Origin of the sequence: Acinetobacter sp. NIPH 284 (assembly GCF_000369425.1) — a bacterium.
Lineage (GTDB): Bacteria > Pseudomonadota > Gammaproteobacteria > Pseudomonadales > Moraxellaceae > Acinetobacter.
The window spans coordinates 445,999-458,708 of the sequence record NZ_KB850009.1 but is presented as its reverse complement, the minus strand read 5'-3'; the positions used below and the strand labels follow the sequence as shown (position 1 = coordinate 458,708).

General features: G+C 43.9%; 8 protein-coding genes, 2 tRNA genes and 3 rRNA genes. 9 read left to right on the top strand and 4 right to left on the bottom strand.

From position 1 onward, the window contains the following. From F908_RS03085 to rrf, 5 genes are all read left to right on the top strand, one after another. Nucleotides 1–1,066, top strand: a 16S ribosomal RNA gene (locus tag F908_RS03085); the annotation flags it as partial. Nucleotides 1,067–1,125: 59 nt separating this feature from the next. After that, nucleotides 1,126–1,202: transfer RNA gene (locus F908_RS03080), tRNA-Ile, on the top strand. Between the two features lie 70 nt (nt 1,203–1,272). Beyond that, nucleotides 1,273–1,348: transfer RNA gene (locus tag F908_RS03075), tRNA-Ala, on the top strand. 405 nt (nt 1,349–1,753) lie between these two features. Next, nucleotides 1,754–4,645 (top strand): 23S ribosomal RNA (locus F908_RS03070). 195 nt (nt 4,646–4,840) lie between these two features. Further along, a 5S ribosomal RNA gene (gene rrf, locus F908_RS03065) occupies nt 4,841–4,955 on the top strand. A gap of 115 nt (nt 4,956–5,070) precedes the next feature. Here the strand turns inward: rrf and tnpC are convergent. The 3 genes from tnpC to tnpA all read right to left on the bottom strand — a co-directional run bounded on the left by tnpC (nt 5,071) and on the right by tnpA (nt 7,492). Continuing rightward, complete coding sequence (gene tnpC, locus F908_RS03060) at nt 5,071–6,657, bottom strand: IS66 family transposase (RefSeq protein ID WP_005157153.1); 1,587 nt, start codon at nt 6,655–6,657, stop codon at nt 5,071–5,073. A gap of 74 nt (nt 6,658–6,731) precedes the next feature. Then, nucleotides 6,732–7,067: an IS66 family insertion sequence element accessory protein TnpB gene (gene tnpB / locus F908_RS03055; RefSeq protein ID WP_005157151.1), complete on the bottom strand. Its 336-nt coding sequence runs from the start codon at nt 7,065–7,067 to the stop codon at nt 6,732–6,734. Then, on the bottom strand, nt 7,064–7,492 hold the full coding sequence (gene tnpA, locus F908_RS03050; protein WP_005157149.1) for an IS66-like element accessory protein TnpA: 429 nt from the start codon (nt 7,490–7,492) through the stop codon (nt 7,064–7,066). Before tnpA ends, tnpB begins: the two co-directional genes overlap by 4 nt. A gap of 115 nt (nt 7,493–7,607) precedes the next feature. On the opposite strand from tnpA, the gene F908_RS03045 reads away from it, so the two are divergent. Then, entirely contained in the window at nt 7,608–7,943 is a 336-nt protein-coding gene (locus F908_RS03045) for a hypothetical protein (protein ID WP_005157140.1), read from the top strand. 33 nt (nt 7,944–7,976) lie between these two features. After that, nucleotides 7,977–8,288, top strand: coding sequence for an ankyrin repeat domain-containing protein (locus F908_RS03040; protein WP_005157138.1), 312 nt, complete (start codon nt 7,977–7,979; stop codon nt 8,286–8,288). A 292-nt stretch (nt 8,289–8,580) separates the two neighbouring features. Here F908_RS03040 and F908_RS03035 read toward each other — a convergent pair whose 3' ends face one another. Next, nucleotides 8,581–9,276 carry a TIGR04219 family outer membrane beta-barrel protein gene (locus F908_RS03035; protein ID WP_005157136.1) on the bottom strand — a complete coding sequence of 232 codons (696 nt, stop codon included), beginning with the start codon at nt 9,274–9,276 and terminating at the stop codon, nt 8,581–8,583. A gap of 132 nt (nt 9,277–9,408) precedes the next feature. On the opposite strand from F908_RS03035, the gene F908_RS03030 reads away from it, so the two are divergent. Beyond that, on the top strand, nt 9,409–10,851 hold the full coding sequence (locus F908_RS03030) for an aldehyde dehydrogenase family protein (protein WP_005157134.1): 1,443 nt from the start codon (nt 9,409–9,411) through the stop codon (nt 10,849–10,851). A gap of 373 nt (nt 10,852–11,224) precedes the next feature. Further along, nucleotides 11,225–12,703 (top strand): sodium-dependent transporter, encoded by a 1,479-nt coding sequence (locus F908_RS03025; protein ID WP_005157132.1) that lies wholly within the window; start codon nt 11,225–11,227, stop codon nt 12,701–12,703. The last annotated feature ends 7 nt before the right edge of the window (nt 12,704–12,710 follow it).

The following is a 12,710-nucleotide window of genomic DNA, read 5'->3' as shown; positions in this document are numbered from 1 at the left end:
AGTGGACGTTACTCGCAGAATAAGCACCGGCTAACTCTGTGCCAGCAGCCGCGGTAATACAGAGGGTGCGAGCGTTAATCGGATTTACTGGGCGTAAAGCGTGCGTAGGCGGCTGATTAAGTCGGATGTGAAATCCCTGAGCTTAACTTAGGAATTGCATTCGATACTGGTCAGCTAGAGTATGGGAGAGGATGGTAGAATTCCAGGTGTAGCGGTGAAATGCGTAGAGATCTGGAGGAATACCGATGGCGAAGGCAGCCATCTGGCCTAATACTGACGCTGAGGTACGAAAGCATGGGGAGCAAACAGGATTAGATACCCTGGTAGTCCATGCCGTAAACGATGTCTACTAGCCGTTGGGGTCTTTGAGGCTTTAGTGGCGCAGCTAACGCGATAAGTAGACCGCCTGGGGAGTACGGTCGCAAGACTAAAACTCAAATGAATTGACGGGGGCCCGCACAAGCGGTGGAGCATGTGGTTTAATTCGATGCAACGCGAAGAACCTTACCTGGCCTTGACATACTAGAAACTTTCCAGAGATGGATTGGTGCCTTCGGGAATCTAGATACAGGTGCTGCATGGCTGTCGTCAGCTCGTGTCGTGAGATGTTGGGTTAAGTCCCGCAACGAGCGCAACCCTTTTCCTTACTTGCCAGCATTTCGGATGGGAACTTTAAGGATACTGCCAGTGACAAACTGGAGGAAGGCGGGGACGACGTCAAGTCATCATGGCCCTTACGGCCAGGGCTACACACGTGCTACAATGGTCGGTACAAAGGGTTGCTACCTAGCGATAGGATGCTAATCTCAAAAAGCCGATCGTAGTCCGGATTGGAGTCTGCAACTCGACTCCATGAAGTCGGAATCGCTAGTAATCGCGGATCAGAATGCCGCGGTGAATACGTTCCCGGGCCTTGTACACACCGCCCGTCACACCATGGGAGTTTGTTGCACCAGAAGTAGGTAGTCTAACCGCAAGGAGGACGCTTACCACGGTGTGGCCGATGACTGGGGTGAAGTCGTAACAAGGTAGCCGTAGGGGAACCTGCGGCTGGATCACCTCCTTAACGAAAGATTGACGATCGGTAAGAATCCACAACAAGTTGTTCTTCGAAGATGTATCTGAGGGTCTGTAGCTCAGTTGGTTAGAGCACACGCTTGATAAGCGTGGGGTCACAAGTTCAAGTCTTGTCAGACCCACCACTACTGACGAAGTGATGAATAATCACAAGCTGCTAGATAAAAAGATATGTCGTTCATTATGATTAAAGCTGGGGACTTAGCTTAGTTGGTAGAGCGCCTGCTTTGCACGCAGGAGGTCAGGAGTTCGACTCTCCTAGTCTCCACCACGAATTAAATGAAATATTTAATTCAAAGCTAAAGTAAATTATAGAAATTAATAAATGTCCAAATAAATCAAAAGAGATTTTGATTTGAGTTTATTAACTTCTGTGATTTATCACAGTTTACTACTCGCTGACGAGGCGGTAGTTAATCATTAACAGATTAGAATTTGAGTCTGAAATAAATTGTTCACTCATTCAATAACAAAGCAAGAGGAAGTAATTCTTTGAGCTGAGTTGTTAGAAATGAGAACTAGCAAAAACACTGAATCAAGCGTTTTGGTATATGAATTTAGATTGAAGCTGTACGGTGATTAAGTTCACGAAACAACAAGCTGTATGAGTAAATGAGAAATCATGAGCTCTGTTGCTACACCCACTTGTAGGTGTAACGACTGTTTGGGGTTGTATAGTCAAGTAATTAAGTGCATGTGGTGGATGCCTTGGCAGTCAGAGGCGATGAAAGACGTAATAGCCTGCGATAAGCTCCGGGGAGGCGGCAAATATCCTTTGATCCGGAGATTTCTGAATGGGGGAACCCACCCGCTATAAGGCGGGTATCATAAGCTGAATACATAGGCTTATGAAGCGAACGAGGGGAAGTGAAACATCTCAGTACCCTTAGGAAAAGAAATCAATTGAGATTCCCTTAGTAGCGGCGAGCGAACGGGGATCAGCCCATTAAGTTGTGTGTGTTCTAGTGGAACGCTCTGGGAAGTGCGAACGTAGAGGGTGATATTCCCGTACACGAAAGGGCACACATAATGATGACGAGTAGGGCGAGGCACGTGAAACCTTGTCTGAATATGGGGGGACCATCCTCCAAGGCTAAATACTCCTGACTGACCGATAGTGAACCAGTACCGTGAGGGAAAGGCGAAAAGAACCCCTGTGAGGGGAGTGAAATAGATCCTGAAACCGCATGCATACAAGCAGTGGGAGCCGACTTGTTCGGTGACTGCGTACCTTTTGTATAATGGGTCAGCGACTTACATTCAGTAGCAAGGTTAACCGTATAGGGGAGCCGTAGAGAAATCGAGTCTTAATAGGGCGTTTAGTTGCTGGGTGTAGACCCGAAACCAGGCGATCTATCCATGAGCAGGTTGAAGGTTGGGTAACACTAACTGGAGGACCGAACCCACTGTCGTTGAAAAGCCAGGGGATGACTTGTGGATAGGGGTGAAAGGCTAATCAAGCCTGGTGATAGCTGGTTCTCCCCGAAAGCTATTTAGGTAGCGCCTCGGACGAATACCATTGGGGGTAGAGCACTGTTTCGGCTAGGGGGTCATCCCGACTTACCAAACCGATGCAAACTCCGAATACCAATGAGTACTATCCGGGAGACAGACTGCGGGTGCTAACGTCCGTAGTCAAGAGGAAAACAATCCAGACCGCCAGCTAAGGCCCCAAAATCATAGTTAAGTGGGAAACGATGTGGGAAGGCATAGACAGCTAGGAGGTTGGCTTAGAAGCAGCCACCCTTTAAAGAAAGCGTAATAGCTCACTAGTCGAGTCGGCCTGCGCGGAAGATGTAACGGGGCTAAAACTATGTGCCGAAGCTGCGGATTTGACTTTTAGTTAAGTGGTAGGGGAGCGTTCTGTAAGCCGATGAAGGTGTGTTGAGAAGTATGCTGGAGGTATCAGAAGTGCGAATGCTGACGTGAGTAACGACAAAACGGGTGAAAAACCCGTTCGCTGAAAGACCAAGGGTTCCAGTCCAACGTTAATCGGGGCTGGGTGAGTCGACCCCTAAGGCGAGGCCGAGAGGCGTAGTCGATGGGAAATTGGTTAATATTCCAATACTTCTGTGTAATGCGATGAGAGGACGGAGAAGGTTAAGTCAGCCTGGCGTTGGTTGTCCAGGTGGAAGGTTGTAGGCATGTATCTTAGGCAAATCCGGGGTACTCTATGCTGAGAACTGATAGCAAGCTGTACTTGTACAGTGAAGTGGCTGATACCATGCTTCCAGGAAAAGTCTCTAAGCTTCAGTTACACAGGAATCGTACCCGAAACCGACACAGGTGGTCAGGTCGAGTAGACCAAAGCGCTTGAGAGAACTCTGCTGAAGGAACTAGGCAAAATGGTACCGTAACTTCGGGAGAAGGTACGCTGCTGACGGTGATGGGACTTGCTCCCTGAGCTATTGGCAGCCACAGAAACCAGGCCGCTGCAACTGTTTATTAAAAACATAGCACTCTGCAAACACGAAAGTGGACGTATAGGGTGTGATGCCTGCCCGGTGCTGGAAGGTTAATTGATGGGGTTAGCGTAAGCGAAGCTCTTGATCGAAGCCCCAGTAAACGGCGGCCGTAACTATAACGGTCCTAAGGTAGCGAAATTCCTTGTCGGGTAAGTTCCGACCTGCACGAATGGCATAATGATGGCGGCGCTGTCTCCAGCAGAGGCTCAGTGAAATCGAAATCGCTGTGAAGATGCAGTGTACCCGCGGCTAGACGGAAAGACCCCGTGAACCTTTACTGCAGCTTGACATTGAACTTTGACCTTACTTGTGTAGGATAGGTGGGAGGCTTTGAAGTTGGAACGCTAGTTCCAATGGAGCCGTCCTTGAAATACCACCCTGGTAATGTTGAGGTTCTAACTCTGCCCCGTAATCCGGGGCGAGGACCATGTCTGGTGGGTAGTTTGACTGGGGCGGTCTCCTCCTAAAGAGTAACGGAGGAGTACGAAGGTGCGCTCAGCGTGGTCGGAAATCACGCGTAGAGTATAAAGGCAAAAGCGCGCTTAACTGCGAGACCCACAAGTCGAGCAGGTACGAAAGTAGGTCTTAGTGATCCGGTGGTTCTGTATGGAAGGGCCATCGCTCAACGGATAAAAGGTACTCTGGGGATAACAGGCTGATACCGCCCAAGAGTTCATATCGACGGCGGTGTTTGGCACCTCGATGTCGGCTCATCTCATCCTGGGGCTGAAGCAGGTCCCAAGGGTATGGCTGTTCGCCATTTAAAGAGGTACGCGAGCTGGGTTTAGAACGTCGTGAGACAGTTCGGTCCCTATCTACCGTGGGCGCTGGAAATTTGAGAGGATCTGCTCCTAGTACGAGAGGACCAGAGTGGACGAACCTCTGGTGTACCGGTTGTGACGCCAGTCGCATCGCCGGGTAGCTATGTTCGGAAGGGATAACCGCTGAAAGCATCTAAGCGGGAAGCCTACCTCAAGATAAGATTTCCCTAGGAATTTATTCCTCTAAAGAGCCGTTCGAGACTAGGACGTTGATAGGTTGGGTGTGGAAGCACGGTGACGTGTGAAGCTGACCAATACTAATTGCTCGTGAGGCTTGACTATACAACACCCAAACAGTTGTTGTATTCAAGATAAATTCAATACATAACTTGATTTAGTGTGAAAACTAGTTAAAATGCTGAACACAAAGTTAGACTCAATATCTAATCCGTTAATAACTCTTTGGTTCGTAAGTAAGGCAGACATGAAGTGAAAACACAACATGATCAGTAAGACCCCAAAACACCACAACAGTTTGCTGGCGACAATAGCAAGAGTGAACCACCTGATCCCTTCCCGAACTCAGAAGTGAAACCTCTTAGCGCTGATGGTAGTGTGGCCTTTGCCATGTGAGAGTAAGTCATCGCCAGCTTTTAAATCTAAACACCCCTAACCTAACGGTTAGGGGTGTTTTTTTATGAAACAATTAGATTGGAAAGATAGGAAAGTTATTTCCTAGGTAAGCATCCAGTGAAGCCCACTTGAACTCAAGCAGGCTTCCAGTTATGCGGCAGCAGCGCTTCGATATCTTTCACTTTATGTGTTGGCAGCCTTTTCAACACATCACTGAGATAGGCATACGGATCAAGACCATTCAGCTTGGCTGACTGGATTAAAGTCATGATGTTCGCTGCCCGTTGACCACTACGCAGTGATCCTGCAAATAGCCAGTTTTTTCTGCCTAATGCCCACGGACGCATCTGGTTTTCTATCCAATTATTGTCTATTGGCAAATTGCCATCATCCAGATAACGGCTTAAGGCAGACCAGCGTTTTAGGCTGTAATTGATTGCTTTCGCTGTAGGCGAACTCTTTGGTACTTTATCTTGATATTCTTTCAGCCAGACATACAGTTGACGCATGATCGGTTGACTGTCCTGCTGCCTTCGCTGGTGGCGTTGTTCGGCACTACAGTCTGGTATCTCTCGTAATTCTGCCTCAATTTGGTAAAGCTGTTGAATCAATTGCAGAGCTTGTTCGGCAATGAGACTTTTACCCGTCACATGCAGCTCATGGAATTTACGACGGGCATGGGCCATACAACCCACTTCAATCATCTGACCTGAGGCAAAACGTGCCTTATAACCACTATAATCATCACAGATCAGTTGACCTTGCCAGCCTTTTAGGAAATCTTCGGCATGTTGACCTGATCGACTCGGTTGAAAGTCATAGATCACCGCCTGAATAGAGTTGTACTGTGTGGTGGCATAGGCCCAGACATAACCTTTCTTGGGTTTCTTCTCGGCAATCTGCATCACGGTCACTGGTGTTTCATCTGCATGAATCACCTGTTGTTGTAATATGATCTGTTTTAAGGCTTCTGCTAGTGGTTCTAACTGTACACCACATTGACCAACCCATTCCGATAAGGTTGAGCAAGCAAGATCAACCCCGACACGCTGATAGATCAGACGTTGACGATATAAAGGTAAATGATCCGCATATTTTGAAACCAGCACATGGCTGAGCAATTCAGGTGTAGCAATGCCTTTATCAATCACATAAGCAGGCATCGGTTCTTGAATCAAGGTATTACACTGATCACAGACCCATTTGCCACGGATATGCTGTTCCTTGTAGAACTGTGCTGGTCTGAAATTGAGTTTCTCGCTCAGGTCTTCACCAATACGACGAAGCGTGCAGCCACAACTGCATTGTGTCGATGCAGGCTCATGCTCTATACGAATGATGGCTAGATGATCTGGCAGCGGTCGGCGTTTCGGTTTTATTGCTTTGGTTTCAGCCGATTTGGGTTGATCCGCATTCAGTCGTTCCAGTTCTAAATCAACGGCTGCGATATCTTCTTCAACTGCTTCATCTAACAAGCTGATTTGTTTGGCAGTGAGGTGTTCATTCTTCTGAGCAAATTTATGCCGTTTAAACAGCGCAAGTTCATGCTCGTATTTTTGTGTGAGTACAGATAGGTGCTGAACTTTGGCATCGAGGTGTTGATTGGATTGTTCGAGTTGTTGTTTATCTTCTACAAGTTGCTGATTCTGCATTGCCAACTGCTGGGTAAATTCCAGCAATTGTTCATGGGTCAGTTGGCTTAAATGAGGCAGCATATTCATGACCGCAGTATGCCTGAGATCAGGTTAGGGATGAAATAGGTCGTTTGGAGGATGGTAAAATAAAGGTATCTGGTTTAGATCATTGTGACCACGTGCTGTTGCCCAATTCTCTGCCAAGCTAAACCTTGAATTAATGCCTGTAATTGTTCCGCATTGATACTCATTGTTTCACCCTGATGAACCTGCGCCCAGTGGAACTTCCCTTGTTCCAATCGTCGGGCACACAGCCAAATCCCTAGACCATCATGTACCAACACTTTCATACGATGGCCTCGTTTATTACAGAACAGATAGGCGCAATGGGGTTTAACACCACCAAAGGCTTTCAGGACTTGAGCAAGTGCAGTATCTGTACCTGCTCGCATATCCATGGGTTGGGTAGAGAGCCAGATTTCATCAATGCGGATCATTTGATCAAACCTTGCAGCAGAAATAGTAATTCAGTTGTTGATTCCACAGGCCATTCGATTTCAATCATTTGATCTCTTTCGGAACCTGGTCCCTCATGCAGTGGAATCCTGATATGAGCAGGAGCTTTCTTCTCAGGCACAGGTGATGGAGATGTCTCTTGTTTGACTGGCATCGAGTGAACAATGACAGGAAGAAAGTCGGTCTGTGGGATAGGCAGGTTTTTTAATGGAGGGGGCATTGATTCGGACTGGCGAATCCATTTATGCAGTAGATTAGCATTGATCTGATGTTGCATTGCCACGTTAGCCACTGATGTGTCTGGCTGCTGGCATTGTTGAATAAGCTGATGTTTGAATTCGGCTGTGAAAGTTCGGCGAGGCTTTTTTTGCGTTGGTGCACTGTCTATAACTGTCTTTAAATCCATAAATAGGTGTCCACTTATTGGTTAGTGGACACTATCGGGGGATTGATCCACTAAAAATAGTGGTGATTCACTGGAGGCTTACTTTCCTAGAAGTAACTTGTGCTGTAAAGAATATTTGGTAAGAGAATTATTAAATAAGCAGGGGTATTGTTATGCAGCTGATGGAGTTAAGAAGATTGGTAAGGATATAAATACAGAATGTATTAGCTATGATAATCCTAGTTTTATTGAACATTTTGTAGATTTAATTGCTCTAAGAATCCATAAGAAAATGAGAAAAAATTATCCAGAAAACACAATTTTAGTTATTTGTTGCGAGTTAGATATAGGCTATTTTTCAAAAGAATGGAATATTTTAGAAGAAAAAGTTAGAGCTTTAAATATTGAACATAATTTCAAAGAGATTTTTATATATGATAGCTCTACTGAAAAATCATTTACTATGAGTTAAATTAGGTCAATTTATAGTTTTAGGAAAATGATTATGAAACTCAACTCTTTTTCTCCACTGCCTGAAGATGATGAAGAACTGCATCTCCCTGAGCTAGTGTATTGGGCATCCCTTGGTGATGTGGAACAAGTCGAGCAATTATTGGTAGAGGGAATAGATCCAAACCAGACCGATGATGAAGGTTATAGTGCGCTTCAAGCTGCTGCCGAGAATGATCATTTAGCTGTGGTGAAACTACTAGTGAGTAAAGGAGCAAATGTCGCTTATAAAGGCGAATATACTGCGCTGCAGCTTGCAGAAATGGCAGAGCATGACGAAGTGGTTGTCTATCTAAAAACTCTTTAAATCACGCATAAAATGATAAATAAAAAGAAGCCCCATCATCCTGACGGGGCTTCTTAGTATTCAGCTTCTTGTCGTTTATATTCCTTATGAACGACCGCTTCCTGCGTATCTTGTTATTTTCAATGAGACTTCCTGTCTCTTTATGATTTATATGATATGTGAAAACTTGAGAATGGGATATTCGCCAATCGCTGAGATTGTTGTAGGTTTTGGCGTACATCAATCGGGAATGATGAAATGATAAGCGATAAAAAACGGAATCCATAGATTCCGTTTCTCAGCTTATTAGGATTTAGAAATGAACATCTAAACCGATATAAGGACCTTTAAAATTAAATTTAAGATCGTTTTTTTCGTAGTCATCTAATTTAATGTCTAAGATACGGTAGCCAGCTTTCAAGCCAACATCGACCAACAGATTATCAATAAAGTTATATTGTAATTCTGCTTGCGCATCAGTAATTTTAGTATCATTAAAGTTGCTATATAAGAGTTCTGCTTTGGCACTTAGACCAGTAAACGGCAGTTTTACACCCGCCGATCCATAGATCACAGGTACAGTTTTATCGATATCTGTTTTGCTTAAACCGAGTGTTTTAACATCACCATTTAAACTGGTTGCGCCTAAACCAATATCTGCATTTACGATAGTATCCAAGATTTCATAATATAAAATGAAATCGGTATGGTCTATGTTCAAGTCATAAACTGGCTGACCTGCGACTTCTTTTTCTGTCTGTGACTTTAAATTCACATAGCGAATTTTTGCATTTGGAATCAGTGGAATTGGGTGCTCAAATGCAAGCGAAACCTGTGCAGATCCCTTACGATCAAGGTCTTGATCTGGTGCAGATGTTTGTGCAGCCATATTGGCTTCACCGTTGTAATTCCAGTAGCTGAGATCGCCTTTTAGACCAATCATATCTGCTTGTGCTAGACCACACAGACTTGTCCCTAAAGCTATGATTGATATTTTTAATATTCTCATTCAATTGTCCTAATTCATATCAAAAACCGTAATGAATTGTTGTGAATTCATCAGTGATTGGGCGAATCATATAGTGATATTTGAAAATATACAGTAGTCTAATTTTAAATTTTAATTATGGGATGAAGAATAATGACCGATGCACAAAATGTTGTGGATTATCCTTTGTATGTCGCAGGGAAAGCAGTAACGACAGGTCAGTGGTTAGAAGTTCATGATAAATATACTAATACGGTCTATGCTCGAGTTGCGTTAGCAGATGAAAAAGTGTTGGAAAAAGCAATTTCTGCTTCAGTTAAAGCTGAGGTAGATATGGCGACGCTTAAGCCATTTGAAAAACAAAAAGTTCTATTACATTGCGTTAAACGTTTTAATGAATTACGTGAAGAATTGACAGAAATATTGATTGTTGAAGGGGGTAAGCCGCGAGGTGCTGCAAGTGCCGAAGTGGAACGCCTGATAAATACTTTCCAATTGGCTGCAGATGCGGTCACACAACTTGATGATGGTCGAATGTTGCCTTTGGCAGTAACGCCTGCGGCTGCTCGTTTTCGAGGTATGGTTAAGCATGTGCCAATTGGTGCAGTTTCGCTGATTAGCCCATTTAATTTCCCTTTAAATCTGGTTGCACACAAGATCGCACCTGCAATTGCAGCAGGTTGTCCATTTGTATTGAAGCCTGCGAGTTTGACACCGATCAGTGCATTAATGATTGCCAAAGTTTTGGCGGAAACTGATTTACCAAAAGGCTCATGGTCAGTGTTGCCTTGTGATCGCCAAGCAGCGGATATTTTGGTAACAGATGATCGTTTTAAATTACTCAGCTTTACGGGGTCAGATCAGGTTGGTTGGGACATGAAAGCGCGTGCAGGGCGCAAGAAAGTTACTTTGGAACTGGGTGGCAACGCTGCGGTTCTGATCGATGCTGATACCGTGATTGATGAGGCGCTGATTGATCGTTTGATCAGTGCCGCTTATGGGCATGCAGGGCAAGTTTGTATCAGTGTGCAGCGGATTTTAGTGCATGCTGATCTTTATGTGGAAGTGAAAAAGAAACTGATTGCGAAACTGAAAAAAATTAAAGTAGATGATCCAAAGCTCAATACCACATTGGTAGGTCCGATGATTAAGGAAGCTGAAGCTGTTCGCCTGAAAAAATGGGTTGATAAAGCCGAGAAAAAAGGGGCAAAGGTTCTGACGGGAGGACATTTACAAGGCGTATTATTTGAACCGACTTTACTGGAGAATGTTGATGCCAAACTAGAAATCTATAAGGATGAAGCATTTGGCCCCGTTGCCATTTTAGAAAAATTTAAAGAGTTTGAGCAGGGTATTAATACAATTAATCAAAGTCGTTTTGGTTTACAGGCAGGGGTATATACGCAAAATCTGAATAAAATGCTGTATGCATGGGATCATTTGCATGTTGGTGGAGTCATCATTAATGATGTGCCTACATTCCGTGTCGATAACATGCCGTATGGCGGTGTGAAAGACTCAGGCTTAGGTCGCGAAGGAATTCACTCAGCGATTCGTGATATGCAAGAAGAACGCTTGCTCGCAATTAAACAATAAAATAGAAGTTCAAGCGGAGTTCTGGCTTCGCTTGATTAGGTTGTATACTTGATTTTATAAATTGACTGTAAGGTCAAAATTTCATTCAGTTAAAAAATAATCAGTTATTTAAAAAACCTAATTTTTCAGACAGAAATTACAGTAAAAAGAAATAAAAACAGGTATTGTTCGGCTATTAAAAAGCAGAAAAACAAAATCCAATCTTTAAGGAAGATGGTTTGGTTTTTGCTTGTTTGTTCATGAAAATGAGAGGCCCACAAGGTTGGAATTTCATGCAAGCAAAACAATATTTTTTATGGCACTTTTCATGTCTGTTGGATAATAAAACCTAACGCAGTATGAAAAATGCCAGCGGTATATATTTAGGTGTCATATGGCAGATTCTCGTGAAAACTGGACATCACGATCTGGTTTTATTATTGCAGCCGTTGGTTCGGCTGTAGGTTTAGGTAATATTTGGCGCTTTCCTTATGTTGCCTACGAAAATGGTGGTGGTGCGTTTCTTATTCCGTATTTACTCGCACTAATTACGGCTGGTTTACCTCTTTTATTTTTAGATTATGCGACTGGACATCGTAGTACAGGCTCACCCCCTAAAGCATATCGTGCTTTATTTAAAGGTGGTGAAACACTAGGTTGGTGGCAAGTCTGTGTCTGTATCATTATTGGTTTGTACTATGCCAGCGTACTGACGTGGGCGGGAAGTTATGTGTATTTCTCGATTGGTCAGGCGTGGGGCAGTGACCCAGAAAGTTTCTTCTTTAATACGTACTTACAGACCTCGAAAGCAACTGGCTTTGATTTGCAGTTTGTCAGCCATTTATTTTGGCCAATTGTTGGGATTTGGGCACTGACCTTAGTGATTTTGTATGGTGGTGTTAAAAAAGGTGTTGAATTATCCAACAAGATTTTCATGCCTTTGTTATTCGTCCTCTTCACAGTTCTGGTAATTCAATCATTACGTTTACCTGGTGCGGCTGAAGGCTTAAATGCATTCTTCACGCCGAACTGGTCTGCGATGATGGACTATAAAGTGTGGTTAGCTGCTTATGGGCACACTTTCTTCTCATTATCTGTTGGCTTCGGGATCATGGTGACATACTCCTCTTACTTAAAGCCGAAAACCAATTTAACAGGTTCGGGGTTGATCGTTGGTTTTGCCAATGCTTCAACTGAGATCTTGGCTGGTATTGGTATTTTTGCAGCATTGGGTTTTATGGCTCATACCGCGGGTAAAGAAGTACAAGATGTCGTCAGTGGTGGTATTGGTCTGGCATTTATTGCCTTTCCAAAAATCATTTCAAGCTTGGGTGCAGGTGCAGATTTATTTGGTCTATTGTTCTTCTCTTCGCTTTTTGTCGCTGGTATTTCTTCCATGGTCAGTATCTTGGAAGTACCGATTGCAGCCATGCAAGATAAGTTAAAATGGAGCCGCAAGAAAGCAGTAACCATCATTGGTGGTGGTAGCGCATTCGTTTCAGTTATCTTATTTTCAAGCGTAAATGCGATTAAACTGGTTGATATTGTGGATCACTTTATCAATAACATCGGGATTATTGGTGGTGCATTATTATCCATCATCAGTGTGGCTTGGTTTAAGCGTTCAGCTTTAATCGAACTTCGTGATCATGTGAACCGTATTTCGACGATTCAATTGGGTAAAGGTTGGGATTTCACTTTAACTGTGATCACCTCTTTGATCTTATTAACCACATTGAGCATGACTGTGTTTAACTTGGTCAAAAATGGTTACGATACGTATAGCATGAGCTTGCAAGGTATCTTTGGGTGGGGCAGTGTGATTTTCTGTGCTGTCGTTGCAGTTATACTCAGCAAAATGAAAGATCGCTAGGAGCGCA

What these genes read in the sequence shown, in the direction of transcription:
- F908_RS03030 (WP_005157134.1), top strand. Translation starts at nt 9,409, where the DNA reads ATGACCGATGCACAAAATGTTGTGGATTATCCTTTGTATGTCGCAGGG.
- tnpB (WP_005157151.1), bottom strand. Translation starts at nt 7,067, where the DNA reads ATGATCCGCATTGATGAAATCTGGCTCTCTACCCAACCCATGGATATG.
- F908_RS03025 (WP_005157132.1), top strand. Translation starts at nt 11,225, where the DNA reads ATGGCAGATTCTCGTGAAAACTGGACATCACGATCTGGTTTTATTATT.
- F908_RS03035 (WP_005157136.1), bottom strand. Translation starts at nt 9,276, where the DNA reads ATGAGAATATTAAAAATATCAATCATAGCTTTAGGGACAAGTCTGTGT.
- tnpA (WP_005157149.1), bottom strand. Translation starts at nt 7,492, where the DNA reads ATGGATTTAAAGACAGTTATAGACAGTGCACCAACGCAAAAAAAGCCT.
- tnpC (WP_005157153.1), bottom strand. Translation starts at nt 6,657, where the DNA reads ATGAATATGCTGCCTCATTTAAGCCAACTGACCCATGAACAATTGCTG.
- F908_RS03040 (WP_005157138.1), top strand. Translation starts at nt 7,977, where the DNA reads ATGAAACTCAACTCTTTTTCTCCACTGCCTGAAGATGATGAAGAACTG.